Source organism: Brevibacterium renqingii, from assembly GCF_017808105.1.
GTDB lineage: Bacteria > Actinomycetota > Actinomycetes > Actinomycetales > Brevibacteriaceae > Brevibacterium > Brevibacterium renqingii.
On record NZ_JADBHF010000023.1, the window covers coordinates 1 to 21,531 of the forward strand.

Below are 21,531 nucleotides of genomic sequence, written 5' to 3' on the forward strand. Positions count from 1 at the left end.
GAATACGAGCTTGTTCACCAAAAGGCCGTCGCCCTGGCGGCATAAACCCAGGAGTCAACCAAACCTTCAGCAGTCCCGTTGGATTCCTGGCACCCCTGGAACCCTGAGGGCACCACCTCGGCAAGTCCAGCTCACTTTGAATGACCACCGAGAGCCCCAAGAACCCCTGGGGGAGCAGAGGACACGCCCTTAACGCGGAAGCCGCTCTTGCAGATGACACGTCACCTGAATGGGGTTTGGCACCCCCTTGAGACCCCGCCGCGTGCGTTCACCTTGCCCCCGTCGCGCCGAAGCCGGCTTGCGGTCGCTCCCAACCCTTGCACTCCCTCTCCGGGGCGATTATGTGCGATAAGACAGAATCTGCCCCGTTAGCCCCGCACGCTGGTAGCAATGATGTGTTTAGCTCGACGTGCTCTTTGCGATGGTCAAGGTCGGGGGTCTTCTACGAGGCGAAGGCCCCGGCTGCTACTTGACAATGAATGTAACGGGGCAGTTACGAGTTTCTTCAAGGCTATCTAGGCCGGAATGGCAGGGATGATCGGTCTGAGGACTGCCTCCCAGGCTGTTCGGCCCTAACGCAAAGATGGTCATCCGCCAGTTCCAGGTTGAGAAGGGTCTCAATGTCGGCAGCGGTGCCGGCCTCAAGACCTTAAACGCCGTCTTGGAGGAGCCGGTCACCGTGCCCGACTTCTCCAAGATGCGCCCGTTTCAGCCGCTGCATTATTCCCATGAAAAAGTTTGTGCAACGCCGTCGACCCAGGATTGGATCTTCTTCATGCAGCCGTCAGGGTCAGGCGCCGTCGAATGAACTTTGAGCTCGAGGTAGCGATCTATTTCGTCTATTGGTAATGGATCCAGTGGATGCTCTCGAAGTCGGACGACTCGGTGTCCTTCCTGGAGGAGGGCATGGGTCTTAATTGCGTCCAGCTCGGCCTTGCCTTGATGCCAGTACGCGCCGTCGTACTCGATGAGAAGCTGTGAAGAGTCAGGCAGCTCGACAGAAATATCAAGCCTCCAGGTTCGTTGCGAAGCACCGCGTCCCGACTTGAACTTCCGCCCGGACTTCGCCTTGCCAAAGATGGCTTCGGCTGCACGGAAGTGCTCGAGCTCGATCCTGGATTTGCCGGCCTCGTTGCACTCCGGGCACGCGCCACCCTTGGTCCTTGCGGAAAGACTCATCTCGAAGACGTGGCTCGGATCCGTCGAACATATCCATGTCGGAGTGAACGGAGCAGATGAGGGGCGTACCTGCCATGCAGTCTTTGGATTGCTGTCGGCCCACTCGGCCGCGAGATCGGGATGGTGATATGCGAGTGAGTCGAAGATGGACCGGCACTGCGGGCATCGCAGCGCCGATGCGTACGATCGTCCTTTCGGCGTGTCTTCCCACGTGTACTCGCATTCGTTGCAGATCCAGGTGAATGTGCGACGCGAGTTCGGGGAAACTTTTCGCAGCTCCCATTTGCTGTTCGCGGTGGGATGCCACTGCGATGCCATCTCTGGGTCGAGTCGATATGGATTCGTTTCTCCGTCGTAGAACTCTTCAGTCTTCGCGATCGTTTCACTCGCTCGGCAGTGAGGGCACCCGCCCGTGAGGAACGTGTGAGGGACTAATCGCGGATGGTGCCCTGCGGGGCATCTGAATCGGCGCAACGGCGTTGGACTGAGGACGACAGCTTCAGAGGGGTCGGCGTCGTCAGCCCATGCAGCCAGAAGTTCTGGCACCTGTGACACAGTCATGTTCCGATAGCGGTCAAGCTCTTCGCTGATCTCGGCTCGCCTGCGTTCAGCACATACCGGACACTCCCGGAAAATGCCGGTCATGTGCCGCACCTTTGCCGTGAAACTGTGACCGCACTCCGGGCACAGCCAATAGGCTTCTCGCGTGGCCGTGATGGTAGCGGTCTTGAGCGATGTCGGATCGTTACGTGAGTGATCCCACCAGTCAAGGACGCCATTCGTGCAATCCGCGAGCAACTCCTTAGGTGCCGACTTGCTCGCCGGGGGAGTGGAACGGCGTGATCTGCGTTGGCACGCACACCCCCATCCAATATCGCCGGGGCGTTCTGCGGACAGACGATCGCAGTGATTGCATTTGACGTGGTGAGGATCGTTGTTCAAGGACGGGGCAGTTAGCGGGCCAAGGTACTCATAATTGTTGGCTTCGGCCAACTCTTTGACTTGAGCCACATCGACCGATGTCCGGCTGAAATAGCTCGACGTCTCAGCCGCCCACTTCTTCCAGTAGCAAGCGCGACATACTGGCTCGTCTGGCTCTGGTCGATTGAGCACGTACTCGAGTTTGCAGTGGGTTTCGCATCCGCATTCCAGGCATTTGACCAGCGTGAACGTCGTTCGCTTCTCTATCCGTTCGAGGGGTTCGAGCCCCTTTTCTCGGAACTTGGCGATGGCGTGTTCTTGGCACCACGCCGGATTCTTCGATGCGCCCCAGGATGCCAATTCGGTACAACTTGGCTCGCTACATTCTCGAGGCTTCAATGCGACTCCACTCATCGGATCGGACAAGGACGGGATAGAAAATGAACTACCAAACTATCCGAATTTCATCGCTTGACGTCATGTGTTGTTCCTGGTCGGACAGTTTGTTATCCAGTCGCAACAGCGTGATACGAGAATAGAGCGCATGCTCGAGCAGTTCACTGGCCGGAGGCCCGAGTATCAGGAGAACTTTAATCGGCTGCCGGCAAGAGATAGGTCGGAGTGGAGACCTATCCCTGTCCGGGTGAGGACCGTCTGGGCTGAGGGTGGCGAATAATGGATCGTCAGCCGTGCTCTCCGTCGTGACGATAGAGACGGGGCGATCTAAATTCAGATCGCGGATCCTCGGTTCAAGTTCAACGTCGTCTGGCTGTCGCTGGCCGAAGCCGAGTGGGAAGGCAAACCTGAATCGTAACCTAGTTGATATCTAAACTGGCGGGTTTCGTCGCTGGCTCAGGCTAACATTTCAGAGTCAAGTCACTTTTGTAGTAGAAGGCCCGATGGAATGATCAGGAAGCTGTCGATCGCCGCAGTCGCGACGGTGTTCGCCCTCGCTGGATGCGGGGCGCCCGAGGAATCCGCTGACCATGCGGAAGGCGCGGTGGAAGAGGTCGCAGATACCACCACCGAGGAGAGCGCAGCCGAGGACGATACTGTCGGCGAGCCGTGCTTTACCGTTGGAGACGTTGGGTCCTCCCTCAGTCTCGACTGGGAGCTCGTGGTGGCTTCACGTGGCGCGTCCGACCATCAGGACCTCATCTCGGACATGCTCGACTCCGGCGAAGACCTCGCGGATGCCGCGGAGCCAGACTCCTATCCCGTATGCGATGGATACCAGCAGATCCACGACCTCAACTACAAGCTATCCGTTCTGAATGTCGACCTCATCGTCGGTGATGAGACAGATGCCCAGTACGAGGAGATCGCCGACATCGGCAACGAGCTGCTCGAGATCTCAGACGACGAAGGGTACTCATGGGACTACGAGTTCGAGTACCCGTGACGCATAGGCGTTCGTGCATGTTTTAGATACAGGAAACAATCCCCTCGAGTGCCCTTTAGGACCGGAAGCGAGCTGAGGACCAACGTCGCAACGCGGAGGTGACGTCTCCAGCTAGACGTGTCGTTCGCGATGGTCAAGCAAGGGGTCTTCGATGAAGCGAAGATCCCGTCTACTGCTTGACAATGAATGTAACGGGGCTGGTTGTAGCGCGAACTAATAGTTGGTTCCGCTGCTGCCTCAGAAGAGCCGTCGAATTCTTTGGCGCAGGGCGGTGTCGCAGACATACAGGTACGTGCCGCGAATACCTCGCGTGAGGAGCACACAATAGATGTTCTTCACGTACTCCAGCAGACCCTCGTCGGAGTATGTGATCCCGAGCTTCGGGTTGTTTTCGCTTCCCTTCCTGTCGTGGTAGTTGGCGCGGTCAAAGATGAGCTTGCGTGCGACCGGGTCGTAGCGGAGGTCGTTGCCAATGATGACCCCGACGTAGTTGAGGTCGTAGCCCTGAACGGTGTGAATCGATCCGACCTCTTCGACTGATTTTGGCGAGTTGATCCAATCTGTGGTGATCGTGTTCCAGCGCATCTTCTGACTATCAAGCTCGATGTCGTATGCCGACTTATCGTTCTTGCTCTTCCACGGCCATGCATAGCCAGCAACTAGGCGAGACAACCCGTGTTCTTCTTCGCGCTTCTGTAGTTCCTGCCTCATCTCACCAAGATCAGTGAACATTCGTAGATCATAGTCTCCGAAGTCTTCACGTGATGCAGGTGGATTGTCGCTGAGTACCTGGCGAATGTATCCGACGTAATCTTTGTCGGCCGAGACCCGCATCTGGGTTTGAAGAGGATAGAGCCGGCCTGCCGCTCTGGCTCGTGAGGCGAGCTCCCGAGTCGTGGTCGCTGGCAGATCAGCTGGTCGAACGGTTTGACCGACATCGAGCATAAGGATCGAATGGTGACTTTGCTTCTGAATCCAATCCAGCTGGGTCTTCTTCGGGTCGTCCCAACCGAAAAGCCTTTCGTTGATATCGATGAACTTCTTGTTGAGGGGTCCAGACGCCTGATTTGCCCTCTGATTGAGTCGGTGAGCTTCATCGACAACGAGAAGGTCGAATTGTTCAGTGCTTTCGCCTACCTGGAACGGTGTCAGTACCATGCCCTTGCTCAGCCCAGGAGTCAGTTTGAATACTTTGCCGATTGAGTCCCGCAGTGATTGCTGAGGGACCACGATTGCGAACTTGAGAGAATTGAGCAGCTCGGCATGTTCAGGTGTGAAGTAGTCACTGAAGATGGAATCGATGTCGAGCGGCTCTTCTGAATCGTGACGCCTGATGTCTTCCAGCAGCTTGAGCAGATAGATCGCGACTACCGTCTTGCCCGTTCCTGGACTGCCCTCGACTACGACGGTGTTATCAACGCCGCTTCTCAGGTCGTCAAAGAAGCCCTCGAGAATGTCGTCGACAGCGATGGCCTGATCGTGGTTAAGCGCCTTGAACGGGGAGAGCTTGAACAGATCGCTGTTGATAATCTGCGGGATCGTGCGTTTGAATAGGTTCTCTTGAGTCCGCAGCTCCTCGAAGATCTGATGGAACGTTTTGTTGTACTTGTCGCGATCGTAGTACTCGGCGTCGGTGATGCCAGCATTGAGATTGAGCACCTGTCGACTCGCGTCGCCGTGGAACATCCGAATGAGGAATGACTCGAGGTCCAAGCACGCCGACTTGTTGAACGTGTCATCGAGAACTACTCGGACCGACTGGAGCCGTTGCTTTGAGTCAGATTCAAGGTGCTGTCTCATCCGTCCCTCGACATTGAGAGACTCGCCGATGTATACCTCTTTGCGATTATTCATCACGTAGACGACGGGCCAGTTTCGATGTCGTGGGTCGACTGCGCCCCATGCTTTGACCTGTTCCGACCTGAATGGGAAGCGCTCGATTCTAAAGCTGGTCATATTTCACGCTCCGCCCACGCACCTTGTCCTCGGGATACTTCTCGCGAGTCTTCTCAAGCTTGTCCATGACGATTGTGTCGGGATCAAGCTCGAGCTTGTCCGCGAGCAGCACGCAATAGGTCAGCACACCTGCCAACTCGTCCTTCGCAGAATCGAGGTCAGCATCTCCCCATTGGAAACACTCGAGCAGTTCTGCTGCTTCGATGGAGACGCTCTTTGCAAGATTTTCCGGGGTGTGGAACTGCTGCCAATCGCGTTCTGCCATGAACTGTCGGAGGGCGTCGCGAACTGGATCTTCGTACATAACCTCAAGGTATCAGCGACGCAACGAGATGGGGCACAACGATGAACTACGCAACGACTCAAGTTCTGAATGAATGGAGAGATGAGAACACACCGTCTGACGTCAGTATCCTGACAATTTAGGCCCGGAGTTCCTGAATTTTGGGTAGGAAGTCCGGGCCCAATCTGCTGTCGCTAGGTTACGCCGTTGTAAGCACAACCTTGCCTGTCGTCTTTCGCCCCTCAAGCGCCCGGTGAGCATCCGCAGCATCCGCCAGTGCAAACGTCGCGCCGACGCGGAAGTTGAGCCAGCCGTGTTCGATGCCGTTGAAGAGCATTGCCGAGCGCTTCGCGAGCTCCTCCGAGCTGCGGACGAACCATGCCAGCGACGGGCGGGAGAGGAAGATTCCGCCCGAGGAGTTCAGGCGCTGAATGTCGAACGGCGGCACCTGACCCGAGGCTCCACCGAAGAGCACCATCGAGCCGAGCGGTTTGATCGACGCCAACGACGCATCGAACGTGTCCTTGCCGACTCCGTCATAGGCGACGTCGACACCCTCCCCGTCGGTGAGCTCCTTGACCTTCGCCGTGATGTCGACGCCCTCGCCATAGAGGAAGACCTCATCGGCGCCCGCCTTGCGCGCCAGTTCTGCCTTCTCCTCGGTGCTCACCGTCGAGATGACATTGCCGCCCAAATGCTTGACGATCTGGGTCAGCAGCAGGCCGACTCCGCCGGCGCCGGCGTGCACAAGTGCCGTCTGACCCGGCTTGATCTCATGCGAACTTGTGGCCAGGTACTGCGCGGTCAGCCCCTGCAGCGGCATTGCGGCGGCCACCTTGGAGCTCACACCCTCCGGCACCCGCAGCAGATTGTCCGTGTTGACGACCACTTGAGTTGCATACGACCCAGGTGCCTCGTGCCAGGCAACACGGTCGCCGACCTGCCAGCTCTCAATGCCTTCGCCCACCTCGGCGATCCGACCCGTGCCCTCCGACCCGACGATGTGCGGGTACTCCATCGGGTACACGCCCGAACGACGATACGTGTCGATGAAGTTCACGCCCGCGGCCTCGACGTCGACGAGCACCTCACCGGCACCCGGCTTCGGGGTCGGAACCTCACCGAATTCGAGCACCTCGGGTCCACCGGCCTGCATCGCACGCACTGCCTGGGTCATCACGCCTCCTGCATATAAATTAATTGCCTGGTATGGTTATACATATGAACGATCTTACGGTTGCCGTTTCCGGTGCCACCGGATACGCCGGGGGAGAGGTCCTCCGGCTGCTGAGCACTCACCCTCACTTGAACGTCACCACGGTGTGCGGACATTCCACTGCTGGCGAGAAGCTCGGCCGACATCAACCCCATCTTGCCCGATTCTCTGACCTCGTGGTCCAAGAGTCCACCGCCGAGGTGCTCGCCGGCCACGACGTCGTCGTCCTCGCGCTCCCACACGGTCAGTCCGGACAGATCGCCGCCGAACTCGAATCCACGAGCCCGGGCACCCTGATCGTCGACCTCGCCGCCGACCACCGCCTCATCAGCGCCACCGCGTGGGAGAAGTTCTACGGCTCCGACCACCAGGGCACCTGGACCTACGGACTGCCCGAACTGCTGACCGCCGACGGCACGAAGCAGCGCGAAGCACTGGCCGACACGAAGCGCATCGCCGTGCCCGGGTGCAATGTCACCGCCGTGACCCTCGGACTTGCGCCCCTCATCCAGGCGGGTCTCGCCGCACCGGCCGGGCTCAATGCGGTGCTCGCCAACGGAGTCTCCGGAGCGGGCAAGGCCCTCAAGCCGCATCTGACAGCCGCCGAAGTCCTCGGTGACGCCTCGCCCTACGGCACGGGTGGCACTCACCGGCATGTGCCCGAGATCGAACAGAACCTCAACGGAGCCCTCGGCGCCGACGCCGCCGACGGGCCGGCGCGGATCTCCTTCACGCCGACTCTCGTGCCCATGGCCAGAGGGATCCTCGCGACCATCACCGCCGATCTCGGCGAGGCCGCGCCACGCACCGCCGAAGGACTCCTCGACGCCGCCGGACTCAAGGCCCAGCTGAGCCAGGCGTTCGTCCAGGCCTACGCCGACGAACCCTTCGTCCGCGTCCTGCCCGAAGGCCTATGGCCGCGCACCTCGGCGACGACGGGGTCGAACATGGCCCACATCCAGTTCACCGTCGACGAACGAGCCGAGAAGATCCTCGTCGTCGTGGCCTTGGACAACCTCGTCCGCGGCACCGCCGGACAAGCCATCCAATCCATCCACCTGGCACTCGGCCTCGACGAGACCACCGCACTTCCCCATGAAGGAGTCGCCCCATGAGCGTCACCGCCCCACTCGGCTTCACCGCCGCCGGCCTCACCGCCGGACTCAAACCCTCGGGCACCAAAGACCTCTCACTCGTCATCAACACCGGACCGTCCGACGCCGTCGCCGCCGTCTATACCTCGAACCGGTGCAAGGCCAACCCCGTCCTGTGGTCCCAAAAGGCCTCGGCCAACGGGCACGCCCGCGCCGTCGTCCTCAACTCCGGAGGAGCGAACTGCTACACCGGCAACTTCGGCTATGAGACGACGACCCTGACCGCCCAGACCACCGCCGACGCCCTCACCGCCGCCGGCACCGACACGAAGCCCGAGGACATCCTCGTCTGCTCCACCGGACTCATCGGCGTCGGCGGACAGGGCTTCCGCGACGCGATCCTCAGCCACCTCCCGCCGCTCGTCGCCGCAGCCGACTCCACGGTCGAGGCCGGACAGGACGCCGCGGAAGCCATCATGACCACCGACACCGTCGCAAAGACCGCCAGCCGCACAGGGTCCACCGGATTTACTATCGGCGGCATGGCCAAGGGCGCGGGCATGCTCGCCCCCGGTTTGGCGACCATGCTCGTCATCATCACCACCGACGCCAAGGTCAACCAGAGTGTGCTCGACCAGGCATTGCGTGCCTCGACGAACCAGTCCTTCGACCGCCTCGACACTGACGGGTGCATGTCGACGAACGACACCGTCATCCTCATGTCCTCCGGCGCCCACGACGCCGATGTCGACGCGGAAGAATTCACCAGCCTGCTCAAAGATGTCTGCCTCGACCTCATGCACCAACTCCACGTCGACGCCGAAGGCGCCCACCACGACATCGCCATCACCACGCGAGGTGCCGCGTCCGAGGCCGACGCTGTCGAGGTCTCCCGCTCGGTGTCGCGCTCGGCCCTGTTCAAGGCCGCGATCTTCGGCGAGGACCCGAACTGGGGTCGCGTCGTCGCTCAGGTCGGCACCACCTCGGCGGAATTCGACCCCACCGCCATCGACGTCACGATCAACGGCGTCCAGGTGTGCAAGGCCTCGGGACCCTATGAGGACCCGGAACGCGTGACCTTCGAACGCAGCGTCGACGTCGTCATCGACCTCCACGCAGGCGACCACGTTGCCACCGTCTGGACCTCGGACCTCACGCATGACTACGTCGAAGAGAACAGCGCCTACTCCTCATGAGCAACCCCCACGATATGTCCACGAAATCCACGGCCGCCCGGCTCGCCGCCGCGCAAGTCAAGGCCGAGGCGCTCACCGAAGCACTGCCGTGGATCAAGACCTTCTCCGGCGCCACCATCGTCATCAAATACGGCGGCAACGCCATGGTCTCCCCGGAGCTGCAGCAGTCCTTCGCCGATGACATCGCCTTCCTCCGCTTCGCCGGCATCCGCCCCGTCGTCGTCCACGGCGGCGGACCCCAGATCTCGGCGATGCTGGGCCGCCTGGGCATCGAATCCGAGTTCAAAGCCGGACAGCGCGTGACCACCGAAGAGGCCGCCGAGGTCATTCGCATGGTCCTGTCCGGCCAGGTCAACCGCGACATCGTCTCCCGCATCAACCAGAACGGCAACGCTGCGATCGGCCTGTCCGGTGAGGACGCGGACCTGCTGCTGGCGCACAAGACCAGCGCCGAGGTGGACGGAGAACTCATCGACCTCGGCCGAGTGGGCGAGATCGCAACGGTCAACACCACCGTGCTCACCGAACTCCTCGACGACGGACGCGTGCCCGTCATCTGCTCGATCGCCTCGGAACTGGGCGGGCAGGCGGGGAAACCGCTGAACATCAACGCGGACCTGGCCGCCTCGGCGGTGGCGAAAGCATTGAAGGCGGACAAACTGATCATGCTCACCGATGTCCCCGGCCTCTACGCGAACTGGCCGGACACGTCCTCGCTCATCTCCCGTATCGGCCCGGAGAAGCTGCGAGAACTCCTACCCTCACTCGATTCGGGGATGATCCCGAAGATGACCGCCGCGCTTGAGGCGATCGAGCACGGGGTGCAGCAGGCCCACATCATCGACGGCCGGATGGCGCATTCGCTGCTGCTCGAGGTCTTCACCTCCGAGGGCATCGGCACCATGGTCGAGGACACCGTCGTCGAGCCCGCACCGCTGGGCGACGGGCACAAGGCAACCACGGAGGACGTCCATGACTGACACACACGCACAGACCCAGCCGGCCGGCCAGGCCGCGAACGATCAGGCCGTCGGCGATCAGGCGCAGACCTGGCGCGATGACTTCTCCCGCGTCCTGTCCCCGGTCTTCGGCTCACCCCAGCTCGACCTCGTCCGCGGTCAGGGCTCCTATGTGTGGGACGCATCAGGCAAGAAGTACCTCGACCTGCTCGCCGGCATCGCGGTCAACGCGCTCGGCCACGCCCACCCGGCCTGGACGACCGCGATCGCCGAACAGGCGAGCACGCTCGGCCACATCTCGAACTTCTTCACCTCACCGGCCCAGATCGGACTGGCCGAGAAGCTGCACGAGATCCTCGACCTGCCTGCCGGATCGGCCGTGTTCTTCTCGAACTCCGGCACCGAGGCCAACGAGGCGGCCTTCAAGATGGCCCGCCGCGCCGGGGGAGGAGGCCGCCCGTTCATCATCGCCATCGACGGGGCCTTCCACGGCCGGACCATGGGCTCGCTGGCACTGACCGCGAAGGCCGCCTACCGCGAACCCTTCGCCCCCGGCGTCCCCGGAGTCGTCCACGTCCCCTATGGCGACACTCAGGCGCTCGAGGCGGCCATCAACGAGAACACTGCAGCCGTGTTCATCGAACCCGTCCAGGGCGAGGTCGGTGTGCGCACACATCCGGCCGGCTACCTCACCGCCGTCCGCGAACTCACCACGAAGTTCGGAGCCCTCATGGTCCTCGACGAGGTGCAGTCGGGCATCGGGCGGACCGGTTCGTGGTTCGCCCACCAGGATCCGGAGATCGGTGAGGGTGTGAGACCGGACATCATCACCTCGGCGAAGGGACTCGGCGGCGGCATGCCGATCGGGGCCACTATCACCGTCGGCGATGAGAACACCAAGCTGCTCGACGCCGGTCAGCACGGCACGACCTTCGGCGGCAACCCTTTATCCTGTGCGGCCGGACTCGCCGTGCTCGAGACCATCGAGAACGAGAACCTCCTGACCCACGTGTCCGAGGTCAGCGACTGGCTGAAATCCCAGTTGGCCGAAGTCGAGGGGATCGGGGAGATCACCGGCAAGGGGCTGCTGCTCGGTCTCGAGCTCACTGCTGGCCCCGACGGGCACGACGCCGGCGATAGCGCGGTCCCGGATGCGAAAGCCGTGGCCGCCCGCGCCCTCGAAGCGGGGTTCATCATCAACCCCGTCGCCCCCGGACGTCTGCGCCTGGCCCCACCGCTGACGATCACCACCGACGAACTCGCCCCGTTCATCGCCGCCCTGCCCGGCCTCATCACCGGCTGAGCTCACCCAGACTTCCGAAGGACACCTCATGACACGCCATTTCCTCAAGGACTCCGACCTCAGCCCAGCCGAACAGGCAGAGGTCCTCGACCTCGCCGTCGAACTCAAGGCCGCCCCCTATTCGCGGACCCCGCTGGCCGGGCCGCAGACCGCGGCCGTCATCTTCGACAAGACCTCGACGAGGACACGCGTGTCGTTCGCCGCCGGCATCGCCGCGCTCGGCGGGCAGCCGCTGATCATCAACCCCGGTGAGGCGCAGCTCGGGCACAAGGAATCCATCGCCGACACCGCGAAAGTGATGTCGCGGATGGTCTCGACGATCATCTGGCGCACCTACTCCCAGGCCGGGCTCGTCGAGATGGCCGAGCACTCGCGTGTGCCCGTCATCAACTCCCTGTCCGATGACTTCCACCCCTGCCAGATCCTGGCCGACCTGCTCACCATCCGCGAACACCGCGGCGACGTCACCGGTCAGACCATGACGTACTTCGGCGACGGAGCGAACAACATGGCGAACTCCTATGCGCTCGGCGGAGTCAACGCCGGCATGCACGTGCGCATCGCCGCGCCCGCAGGCCACCAGCCTGTGCCCGCCGTGATCGCCGAGGCCGAAGCTCTGTCGGTCCAGACCGGCGGATCGCTGACGGTGACCGACGATCCGGTCGCCGCCGCCGAGGGCGCCGATGTTCTCGTCACCGACACCTGGGTGTCGATGGGCCAGGACGCCGCCGGCCGCGACGACGAGGCCTCACCGTTCATGCCATTCCAGGTCAGCCAGGAGCTCATGGACTCAGGCAACGACCCGATCTTCCTCCACTGCCTGCCTGCCTACCGCGGCAAAGAAGTCACGGCCGAGGTCATCGACGGGCCCGCCTCGGTGGTCTTCGACGAAGCCGAGAACCGTCTGCACGCGCAGAAGGCCCTCATGACCTACCTGTTGGAGCGATGATGGCCGAAACGAACAGTGCCGCCGCGAATTCCGCGCCGCTGACGAAGACTGCCCGGCAGCAGAAGATCATCGATCTCATCACCCGCCAATCCGTGCGCAGCCAGATCGAACTCGCCGAGGCGCTTGCGACCTCGGGCATCACCGTCACCCAGGCGACGCTGTCGCGCGACCTCGCCGAGGTGGGGGCCGTGAAGATCCGCACGACGACCGGATCCGTCTACGCCGTCCCCGGTGAGGGCGGCGACCGGTCCCTGCAGCAGTCGACCGGTGACAGCCTCGACGCGAAGCTGCCGAGACTGCTCGAGGAACTCCTTGTCTCCGCGGCCGCTCAGGACAACACCGTCGTGCTGCGCACTCCGCCCGGGGCCGCCCAGTACTTGGCCTCGGCGATCGACCGATCCTCGACCCTCGGTGTCTTCGGCACCATCGCTGGAGACGACACGGTGCTCGTCATCGCCGAGGCGGCCGTCGGGGGAGCGGCCCTGGCCGAGACCTTCCTCGAATTCGCCGCCGGTGGCATGGCCGAGGGCTGAGCGGTCGGCAAGGGGCGGTCGCCTCGGGGAGGGATGACCGCCTCGGCGCGAGTTGGGCCACGTATTTCCTGAGACAATGACAACGACGAACGAACGGACCGGCGCCTCGGTGTCGGTGGGAAAGGACGATCTGTGAGCGAACGACTGAGCCTGTGGGGCGGACGATTCTCCGACGGTCCCGCCGATGCCCTGGCCGCACTGAGCAAGTCGACGGACTTCGATTGGCGGCTGGCGAAGTACGACATCGCCGGGTCGAAGGCGCATGCGAAGGTCCTCCACACCGCAAAGCTGCTCACCGATGAGGAGCTGGCCGGAATGCACGATGCGCTGGACGAGCTTCTGCGCCGCGTCGAGACCGGCGAATATGTCGCAGCCGAATCCGATGAGGACGTGCACTCCTCGCTCGAGCGCGGGCTCATTGAGATCGCCGGACCCGAACTCGGCGGCAAACTGCGTGCCGGACGCTCCCGCAACGACCAGATCGCGACCATGGGTCGGATGTACCTGCGCGATCACGCCCGCGAGGTCGCCGGGCTCGTCCTCGACACCGTCGAGGTGCTCATCGCCCAGGCCGAAGCCCACCCCGAGGCGCCCATGCCCGGGCGCACCCACCTCCAGCACGCACAGCCGGTGCTGCTGGCCCACCACCTGCTCGCCCACGCCTGGCCGCTGCTGCGCGATGTCGCCCGGTTCGTCGACTTCGATACCCGCGCCGGAGTCTCTGCCTATGGTTCGGGTGCTCTGGCCGGGTCGTCTCTGGGACTCGACCCGCAGGCCGTGGCCGCCGACCTCGGGTTCAACGACTCGGTCGAGAATTCGATCGACGGCACCGCCAGCCGCGATGTGTTTGCCGAATACCAGTTCATCACCACGATGATCGGCATCAACCTCTCCCGCCTGTCCGAGGAGGTCATCGCCTGGGCGACGAAGGAATTCTCGTTCGTCACCCTCCACGATGCCTATTCGACCGGTTCGTCGATCATGCCGCAGAAGAAGAACCCGGACATCGCCGAACTCACTCGCGGCAAGTCCGGCCGTCTAATCGGCGACCTGACCGGGCTGCTGTCGACGCTCAAGGCGCTGCCGCTGGCGTACAACCGTGACCTGCAGGAGGACAAGGAACCGGTCTTCGATGCCACCGACACCCTCGAGCTCCTGCTGCCGGCATTCACCGGCATGATCGCGACGCTGACGTTCGACACCGAGCGGATGGCGTATCTGGCTCCGCGCGGGTTCGCTTTGGCCACAGACATCGCCGAATGGCTCGTGCGGGCCGGCGTGCCCTTCCGCGTGGCCCACGAACTCTCGGGTGCCTGCGTGCAGCTGGCCGAATCCCGCGACGTCGAACTCTGGGACCTGTCTGACAAGGACTTCGCGGGGATCTCCGAACACCTGACGCCCGCGGTACGCGAGGTGCTCACGACGCTGGGCTCGATCGACTCCCGCAACGCCAAGGGCGGCACCGCTCGCTCGGCCGTCGACCAGCAGATCGCGAATGCCAAGGCAGAGGTGGACCGTCTTCGCGAGTTCGCGGGGTCGGCCCGGAGCGTGTGATGAGAGCCGATTGGTTTCACCGCAGCTGAAAATCTGAAACGCCTCGATCAAGGCTGAGCCCCGTTTTCGACGCGAGGAGCAATCGAACACCGAGCCAGCCCTCAAGCGAGCGCTTTCGCCACCGCGGCGCAACGTGAGCCGGTCGAGATCACCTCTCGCGGCGCTGTTCGTCGTGCGGAGGCGGTATTTCCTCGATCGGTTCCGTGCTTTCGGCAGCAGAGGCGGACGGTGGGGCGAGCGAAATCCAGAATTCGGGTCGGCGACTGCCGGATCAGCCGTCCCTCCCGCCGCTCAGACGTCGCCCGCCCAACCGCTGGGGTCTGTCTCCGCTGCGGTCGCCCTGAGGATGTCGAGAGTGGCCGAAAGCTTCTTCGACATCCGTGCGCCGGCCATCGTCACCCCGACGATCGTGTTCGCGAACTCGGGATTCGTCACTGGCAGGTAGCGCACCGGCATCCCCTCGAACGTCAATGTGTTCGGGTGCGGCACGGCGTTGGCAAGTGAGAATCCCAGACCCCAGCCGACCATAGACCGGATCGTCTCCGCGTTCGGCAGCAGCCAGCGCACCGACGGCTCATAACCGAGGCTGCGGATCTGATTGATGAGCAGGTCGGCAGTCGGCGGCGAATCGAGGAGGATCACCGGATCATCGACGAGCTCGCCGACATCCACACCTGACCGATTGGCCAGACGATGGTCGGCCGAGACCAGGGCATGCAGCTGCACCTCGGCGAGGGAATGCTGCACCAGCCCCTCCATCTGCACCTGCTTGCGATACATGACCGCGACATCGACCTCACCGTTGAGGACCATGCGCTGAATCGTCATTGGGTGGGCCTCGACGAAATCGAGATCGATGTGCGGGTGACGACTGACGAAGCTCGACGCGGTGGCGGGAATCATCCTCGGACCCGCGGTCGGAATGCAGCCGATGCGCAACGGTCCCTGCAGCATCGACGAGTCGTCGTGTAGGGACTCCACCGCGTCCGAAACACTCGACAGTATCGCCCGTGCGTGCATGCCGAACTGCCGTCCCGCACTGGTCGTGCGCGCCCGACGGGCAGGGCCGCGTGCGATGAGGGTGACATTGAGCCTCTTCTCAAGCTGGCTGAGCGCGGCAGACACAGTCGCCTGCGAGACATTGCAGACTCGGGCCGCCTCGCTCACCGAGCCGCGGTCGACGACCGCCAGGAAGTACTCGAGCTGACGCAGGGTCAGATCACTCATAAGGAAAACCGATATTCAACGTGGGTAAATTTTGTTTTTCTTTTAGATGATTCATCGCCACACTGGTGGAAGTCAAGACCGCACCGACATGAAGGCGCATTCAACGATGAACGATTCGCACATGAAAGTTGTCACCCTGGGCACCGCCGGCGGCCCCCGATGGTGGAAGGGAGACGCCAAAGACCGTGCCGGGATCTCGACGGCGATCGTCGTCGAGGACCGCTTCTACCTCGTGGATGCCGGCCACGGCGTCGGTCGGCGCATCCGACAGGCGGGACTCGAACTCGAGAACCTCGGCGGCGTCTTCATCACGCACCTGCACTCCGACCACACCATCGACCTTCCCTCGCTCGTCGTCTTCGGCATGCATGAGCTGCAGCAGCGGGTCGGCGATCCCGTCCCTCTGATGGGACCGGGGCCCCGCGGCGCGCTCCCACCGATCTCCTCCCGCGCTGAGGTGACGCCTCGCCCGGTGGCGCCGAACAATCCCACTCCCGGCATCGCTGGCATGTTCGACAACATCGTCGCCGCGTTCGCCACCGACCTCAACGATCGCGTCCTCGACTCCCTGCGCCCCTCGCCCGAGCTGCTCTTCGACCCCCGCGATATCGCAATCCCCGATTCCATCGGCTATTACCCGAACGCCTCGCCGACGCCCGATATGGCTCCGTTCGTCATCTTCGAAGACGATCTCGTCACCGTCACCGCCACCCTCGTCGAACATCCTCCGGTCGCCCCGGCCTTCGCCTTCCGCTTCGACAGCGAATACGGCTCGGTGACCATCTCGGGAGATACCTGCGAAACCTCGAATCTCGTCCGACTGGCACAGAACACGGATCTCCTCCTCCACGAAGCCATCGACTTCGAGTGGGTCGACTCCATGTATGAGCACCGCACCGATGACGAAGGACGAGCATCGCGGGACCACCACTACAAATCCCACACCTCGGTCGAAGGAGCCATCCGCGTGGCGACCGAGGCCGGCGCGGGAAGCCTGGCCCTGCACCACCTCGTTCCGGGCTCGGCCGACGACGCCGTCTGGGCAAAGGGCGGCGAGCTCTTCGCGGGGCAGTTCCTGGTCCCCGAAGACCTCGACACCATCAACATCTCGACTCCCGCCTACTCGATGACAAGGAGCTGAGGACAGCATGCAGGACAACAAAGGCGTTGTTGACGGGGGCGGTCTCCAGACTTCCCTGAGAACACCCGAGATGCGAAGGATCCTCACTTCGAGCTTCGTCGGCTCGGCCATCGAGTTCTACGACTTCATCCTGTATGCGACAGCCTCGTCGATCGTTTTCGCGAGCCTCTTCTTCGAAGGCCTCGGACCCGGGCTGTCGCTGTTCGCTTCGTTCAGCACCCTGGCTGCGGGATACCTGGCCCGACCGTTGGGCGGAGTCGTCTTCGGACACTTCGGAGATCGAGTCGGCCGGAAGAAAGCGCTCATCGTCTCCATGGTGATGATGGGAAGCGTGACGGTGATCATTGGTCTCATGCCGCCGACGGCCTCCATCGGCATGATCGCCCCCGCCTCCCTCTTCACCTTGCGAATCGTGCAGGGCATCGCAGTCGGCGGCGAGTGGGGCGGCGCGGCACTGATGGCGCTCGAGCACGCACCGAAGTCCAGACGCGGGCTGGCCGCGGCCTTTGCGAACGCGGGCGGTCCCGCAGGCGCCATCCTGGCCACGCTCGTGCTCTCGCTCACCGCCGCACTGACCGGCGAGAACTTCGGAACCTGGGGGTGGCGCCTGCCGTTCCTCCTGTCGGCAGTGCTCATCGTCGTCGGTCTGGTCATCCGTCTCAAGGTCAGCGAGACCCCGGCCTTCAGACAGCTCGAGCAGGAGAGCGAAGAGAGGAAGGTGCCGCTGCTGACCGTGTTCAAGCGATACAAGCGTCAGGTCGTCATCGCGCTGTTCGCGACAATCACTATCTATGTCACCCAGGGTCTGACGACCGTGTGGGGAGTGTCGGTCGCTGTGGCCGCAGGCGAAGACAAGTCCGAAGTCCTCAACTGGAAAGCCGTCGGAGCCCTGACCACGCTGATCGTGACGTTCGTCGTCGCCCGCCTCAGTGATCGGATCGGGCGGAAGCGCTCGTTGATCGGTGCCCATGTCGTCGCCGCCGTCCTCGCTCTCCCGCTCGTCTTGCTCATCATCAGCGGTGAGGTCCACCAGTACGCTCTGGCGATCATCCTCGGCAACGGAATCGTCCAAGGCCTGTGCTTCGGACCGATCGCGGCCTATGTGTCAGAGCTCTTCCCGCCCGTTGTCAGGTACACCGGCGCCTCGGTCGGCTATCAGCTCGCAGCCGCTCTGGGCGCAGGACTGTCGCCGATGATCGCCTCCGCGCTCATCCTCGTTCCGGGCAGCGGTCCGCACCTCATCGGAGGAGGCTGGGCACTGGTCGCCCTTGCCGGGGCAGTGGCCGTCGCGTTCGGCCGGCCCTATCCGGACGAGGACTCCGATCTCGCTCCCGCTGACGCCTCTCGGCCCGTGTCGGAACTCGAGGAATCGGATGTGACGCTGCAGCCCGACAACACGGTGAAGCAGTGAACCGCGGTGCCCGGGCCGGCCCGTTTCATCGGTAAGCCGCCGGCCGGGAGAACCCGACGGCAGGGAACCGCAGTCGGCGCCATCTCGGGCCGTGGCGTCGGCACTTCGCGGCACACCGTAGAATTGAAACGGTCGGCTTGAAGCCGACACCGGCAAATGATTCGAAAGGACCGAAGTGACCGACATCTTCAGTGAACTCAAAGCCCGCGGGCTCGTCTCGGTGTCAACCGATGAGGCCGCCCTCCAGAAAGCTCTGGAGACGGAGTCGCTGACCTATTATGTCGGTTTCGATCCGACCGCGCCGAGCCTGCACATGGGCAACCTCGTGCAGCTGCTCACCGCCGCGCGCCTGCAGCAGGCCGGGCACAACCCGCTCGCTCTCGTCGGTGGCGCCACCGGCCTCATCGGCGACCCGCGGATGTCGGGGGAGCGGACGCTCAACCCGCGCGAGGTCGTCGAGGAGTGGGTGGCGAAGATCCGCGCCCAGGTCGAGAAGTTCCTCGACTTCGAAGGCCCCCACGCCGCGCAGATCGTCAACAACCTCGACTGGACCTCGCAGTTCTCCGCCATCGACTTCCTCCGTGACGTGGGCAAGCATTTCCCGGTCAACCGGATGCTGGCGAAGGAGTCCGTCGCCGCGCGACTGAAAAACGAGAGCGGCCTGTCCTTCACCGAATTCTCCTACCAGGTGCTCCAGGGCAACGACTATCTCGAGCTCTACCGCCGCTACGGCTGCACCCTGCAGACCGGCGGCTCCGATCAGTGGGGCAACCTCACCTCGGGAGTCGACCTCATCCGCCGCGTCGAGCAGACCTCGGTCCACGCCCTGGCCACCCCGCTGATCACGAAAGCCGACGGCACGAAGTTCGGCAAGACCGAATCCGGCACCGTATGGCTCGATTCGAGCCTGACCAGCGCCTACGCGTTCAGCCAGTTCTGGCTCAACGCCGACGACCGCGACGTGGTGAAGTACCTCAAGGTGTTCTCTCTGCGGTCGCTCGAGGAGATCGAGGCCATCGCGGATGAGTTCGCCGCTGCCCCGCACACCCGCGTGGCGCAGAAGGCCCTCGCCGAGGATGTCACCACCCTCGTCCACGGACGCCAGGCCTACGAGCAGGCCATCGCCGCCGCCTCCGCCCTCTTCGGCGGGGGAGAGCTCACCGGCCTCGACGCCTCCACCTTGGGCGCCGCCACCGCCGAGCTCCCGCGCGGTGAAGTGAGCACCGGGCAGCTCTCCGCAGGGGTGCCCGTGGTCGATGCCTTCGTCACCTCCGGCATCGTCAAGTCGAAGGGCGAGGCACGTCGCGCCATCAAGGACGGCGGAGCCTACGTCAACAACGTCAAGGTCACCGCCGAGGACCAGAGCCTCACCCCCGCCGAGGTGCTCCCCACCGAAGCAGGGGGAGTGGTCCTCCTGCGCCGGGGAAAGAAGACCCTCGGCGCCGTTGACATCGTCAGCTGAGCTCCACCTCCACCGACGACACCGTGTCCTGCGAACGCTGCAGGGCACGGTGTCGTCGTCTCCGCACATCGCGTCGAGTGCGAGCCGAGCGTTGGATGACTGCCGAATCCGTCAGCGTACAAACTAAGACGTTGTTATGCCGTCATACAAGGTATCTGATTGTGAAAGTCGCCAGTTCGTGACCACGAGACTATGGGAGAGGCCGGCACGATAATTGCGGCAGGCCCCATGGCGTTCAACGCCCACCGTGGACCAGACTGGAATGACGGATCCGACGAAACGAGGAGAATATGCGAACACTGCTCAACATCATCTGGTTCATCTTCAGCGGGCTCTGGCTCGCCCTGGGATACTGGGCCGCAGGCATCATCTGCTGCATCCTCATAGTCACCATCCCCTGGGGTATCGCATCGTTCCGGATCGGCAACTACGCTCTGTGGCCATTCGGCCGTGAGGTCATCGAGACACGCCCTGCCGGCATTGTGACGACCATGGGCAACATCATCTGGCTCGTCGTCGCCGGAGTCTGGCTGGCCATCGGGCACGTGGTCACATCGATTCCCCTGTTCGTGTCGATCATCGGCATTCCGCTCGGCTGGGCGAACATCAAACTCATCCCCGTCTCCCTCATGCCCCTGGGCAAGGAGATCGTCAACAGCGACTCCCTCATGCCCGGATACCGCGGAGCACGCGCCTAAGAACTCTGCTGCTCGAGCTCTTCGAGCGAGATCCTGCCTTTGCGCACGCCCCAGAGCACACGTCTGGTGCGGACCACCCTCGGCAGAGAGATGATGAGCAGTCCGCCGAGCATGTTGAACACAATGACGATGCCGAACCACTGCAGGAACTGAAGGATCGAGATGTCCGCTCCGGCGAACATCGCGGCGAAGATGACAATCGCGTTGATCGCCCCGTGCAGCATCCCGAATCCGATGACGAGCAGACCGGTGATCATGCACACGATCGCCGACACGACATCGTTCTTCGTGCCCTGCTGCATTCGCGTGGCGAGGGTGATCGTGGCTCCGGCGAGCAGGGACAGGGCGATCATGACGCTCAGCGAGGACTGATCGACATAGCCTGCCGCCATGTCCGTGAGCACCGAATGGTAATCGGGCAGGCCGACGACGATGAGCCAGGCGAAGGCCGCACCTCCCAGCAGGTTGGTCACCAGCGTGACCACCCAGAGCCGCACGACCTGAAGCCAGTTCGCCTGCCCGGCGATGACGGCATTGAGCGGCAGCAGGAATTCCTCGGTGAACAGCTCGGAATGCGCGAGCTTGAGCGCGAGCAGTCCGACGCCGAAGGCCATGCCGGCGAGGATCGCCGAACCCGTGGCCTGTTTGACGAGGATCATCGCGAGGATTCCGAGTCCGACATCGACGCCGCCGAAGAAACCGGTGACGATGAGCTCCGGCCACTTCCGGTTCAGGCGCTTGGCGCCTTCGGTGACTGTGGCGGTCGCTTCGTTGATGAGCTCGTCCTCGAGGTCGAGGTCGTTCCTGCCGAGGCGTTCGCGCTGCTCCTTCTGAGTCATTGCCTCAGTGTAGGAGCCGTGTCCGGTCGAACTCCTGGGATTCGACTGCGACCTCTCCGTGCATTCGGAGGGCGGAACTGCCCTCCGGGAGGCGCGGTGACCGTTGTCACAGCCGACGAACCGGTTTCGAGTTGCGTGGGGGTGTTGGCCTGGTCTAGAGTTATATCTCGTTGCCCCGCGGAAACGAGGTCCACAGGACAGGGTTTCC

The 21,531-nt window shown here is 63.1% G+C and carries 19 protein-coding genes; 13 read left to right on the forward strand and 6 right to left on the reverse strand.

Annotated elements, in window-relative coordinates; genetic code table 11:
- Positions 1-583 precede the first annotated feature (583 nt).
- On the forward strand, positions 584-808 hold the full coding sequence (locus tag IHE57_RS16010; protein WP_209374663.1) for a hypothetical protein: 225 nt from the start codon (positions 584-586) through the stop codon (positions 806-808).
- Here the strand turns inward: IHE57_RS16010 and IHE57_RS16820 are convergent.
- Entirely contained in the window at positions 721-2,514 is a 1,794-nt protein-coding gene (locus tag IHE57_RS16820) for a zinc-ribbon domain-containing protein (protein WP_366933996.1), read from the reverse strand. The two genes, IHE57_RS16010 and IHE57_RS16820, sit on opposite strands and share 88 nt — an antisense overlap.
- 490 nt (positions 2,515-3,004) lie before the next feature.
- Here IHE57_RS16820 and IHE57_RS16020 point away from each other — a divergent pair, with 490 nt between their 5' ends.
- Positions 3,005-3,502 (forward strand): hypothetical protein, encoded by a 498-nt coding sequence (locus IHE57_RS16020; RefSeq protein ID WP_209374631.1) that lies wholly within the window; start codon positions 3,005-3,007, stop codon positions 3,500-3,502.
- A 237-nt stretch (positions 3,503-3,739) separates the two neighbouring features.
- Here IHE57_RS16020 and IHE57_RS16025 read toward each other — a convergent pair whose 3' ends face one another.
- From IHE57_RS16025 to IHE57_RS16035, 3 genes are all read right to left on the reverse strand, one after another.
- Positions 3,740-5,161: a DNA/RNA helicase domain-containing protein gene (locus tag IHE57_RS16025; protein WP_366933995.1), complete on the reverse strand. Its 1,422-nt coding sequence runs from the start codon at positions 5,159-5,161 to the stop codon at positions 3,740-3,742.
- A gap of 283 nt (positions 5,162-5,444) precedes the next feature.
- Complete coding sequence (locus IHE57_RS16030) at positions 5,445-5,762, reverse strand: nucleotide pyrophosphohydrolase (RefSeq protein ID WP_209374633.1); 318 nt, start codon at positions 5,760-5,762, stop codon at positions 5,445-5,447.
- A 178-nt stretch (positions 5,763-5,940) separates the two neighbouring features.
- The gene (locus IHE57_RS16035) at positions 5,941-6,918 is read right to left on the reverse strand and encodes a quinone oxidoreductase family protein (protein ID WP_209374635.1); all 978 of its coding nucleotides are present in this window, start codon (positions 6,916-6,918) and stop codon (positions 5,941-5,943) included.
- A gap of 32 nt (positions 6,919-6,950) precedes the next feature.
- Here IHE57_RS16035 and argC point away from each other — a divergent pair, with 32 nt between their 5' ends.
- The 7 genes from argC to argH all read left to right on the forward strand — a co-directional run bounded on the left by argC (position 6,951) and on the right by argH (position 14,545).
- Entirely contained in the window at positions 6,951-8,072 is a 1,122-nt protein-coding gene (gene argC / locus IHE57_RS16040) for an N-acetyl-gamma-glutamyl-phosphate reductase (protein WP_209374637.1), read from the forward strand.
- A complete protein-coding gene (gene argJ, locus IHE57_RS16045; RefSeq protein ID WP_209374639.1) occupies positions 8,069-9,247 on the forward strand; it encodes a bifunctional glutamate N-acetyltransferase/amino-acid acetyltransferase ArgJ in 1,179 nt (392 codons plus the stop codon). The genes argC and argJ overlap by 4 nt, the downstream gene beginning before the upstream one ends.
- Positions 9,244-10,227: an acetylglutamate kinase gene (gene argB, locus IHE57_RS16050; protein WP_253720404.1), complete on the forward strand. Its 984-nt coding sequence runs from the start codon at positions 9,244-9,246 to the stop codon at positions 10,225-10,227. The genes argJ and argB overlap by 4 nt, the downstream gene beginning before the upstream one ends.
- Positions 10,220-11,509, forward strand: coding sequence for an acetylornithine transaminase (locus IHE57_RS16055; RefSeq protein WP_209374641.1), 1,290 nt, complete (start codon positions 10,220-10,222; stop codon positions 11,507-11,509). Before argB ends, IHE57_RS16055 begins: the two co-directional genes overlap by 8 nt.
- A gap of 28 nt (positions 11,510-11,537) precedes the next feature.
- Positions 11,538-12,458 carry an ornithine carbamoyltransferase gene (gene argF, locus IHE57_RS16060; protein ID WP_209374643.1) on the forward strand — a complete coding sequence of 307 codons (921 nt, stop codon included), beginning with the start codon at positions 11,538-11,540 and terminating at the stop codon, positions 12,456-12,458.
- Complete coding sequence (locus IHE57_RS16065; RefSeq protein WP_209374645.1) at positions 12,458-12,991, forward strand: arginine repressor; 534 nt, start codon at positions 12,458-12,460, stop codon at positions 12,989-12,991. The genes argF and IHE57_RS16065 overlap by 1 nt, the downstream gene beginning before the upstream one ends.
- A gap of 132 nt (positions 12,992-13,123) precedes the next feature.
- Positions 13,124-14,545 carry an argininosuccinate lyase gene (gene argH, locus IHE57_RS16070; RefSeq protein ID WP_209374647.1) on the forward strand — a complete coding sequence of 474 codons (1,422 nt, stop codon included), beginning with the start codon at positions 13,124-13,126 and terminating at the stop codon, positions 14,543-14,545.
- Between the two features lie 291 nt (positions 14,546-14,836).
- Here argH and IHE57_RS16075 read toward each other — a convergent pair whose 3' ends face one another.
- Entirely contained in the window at positions 14,837-15,772 is a 936-nt protein-coding gene (locus IHE57_RS16075; protein WP_209374649.1) for a LysR family transcriptional regulator, read from the reverse strand.
- A 121-nt stretch (positions 15,773-15,893) separates the two neighbouring features.
- Here IHE57_RS16075 and IHE57_RS16080 point away from each other — a divergent pair, with 121 nt between their 5' ends.
- The 4 genes from IHE57_RS16080 to IHE57_RS16095 all read left to right on the forward strand — a co-directional run bounded on the left by IHE57_RS16080 (position 15,894) and on the right by IHE57_RS16095 (position 20,484).
- Positions 15,894-16,913, forward strand: a complete 1,020-nt coding sequence (locus IHE57_RS16080) for an MBL fold metallo-hydrolase (RefSeq protein WP_253720406.1) — start codon at positions 15,894-15,896, stop codon at positions 16,911-16,913.
- A gap of 7 nt (positions 16,914-16,920) precedes the next feature.
- Positions 16,921-18,324, forward strand: a complete 1,404-nt coding sequence (locus tag IHE57_RS16085) for an MFS transporter (protein WP_209374653.1) — start codon at positions 16,921-16,923, stop codon at positions 18,322-18,324.
- Between the two features lie 175 nt (positions 18,325-18,499).
- Complete coding sequence (gene tyrS, locus IHE57_RS16090; protein WP_209374655.1) at positions 18,500-19,786, forward strand: tyrosine--tRNA ligase; 1,287 nt, start codon at positions 18,500-18,502, stop codon at positions 19,784-19,786.
- A gap of 290 nt (positions 19,787-20,076) precedes the next feature.
- A complete protein-coding gene (locus IHE57_RS16095; protein WP_209374657.1) occupies positions 20,077-20,484 on the forward strand; it encodes a YccF domain-containing protein in 408 nt (135 codons plus the stop codon).
- On the opposite strand, the gene IHE57_RS16100 is transcribed toward IHE57_RS16095, so the two are convergent.
- Positions 20,481-21,323 carry a formate/nitrite transporter family protein gene (locus tag IHE57_RS16100; RefSeq protein WP_209374659.1) on the reverse strand — a complete coding sequence of 281 codons (843 nt, stop codon included), beginning with the start codon at positions 21,321-21,323 and terminating at the stop codon, positions 20,481-20,483. The genes IHE57_RS16095 and IHE57_RS16100 overlap by 4 nt on opposite strands.
- Positions 21,324-21,531: the final 208 nt, after the last annotated feature.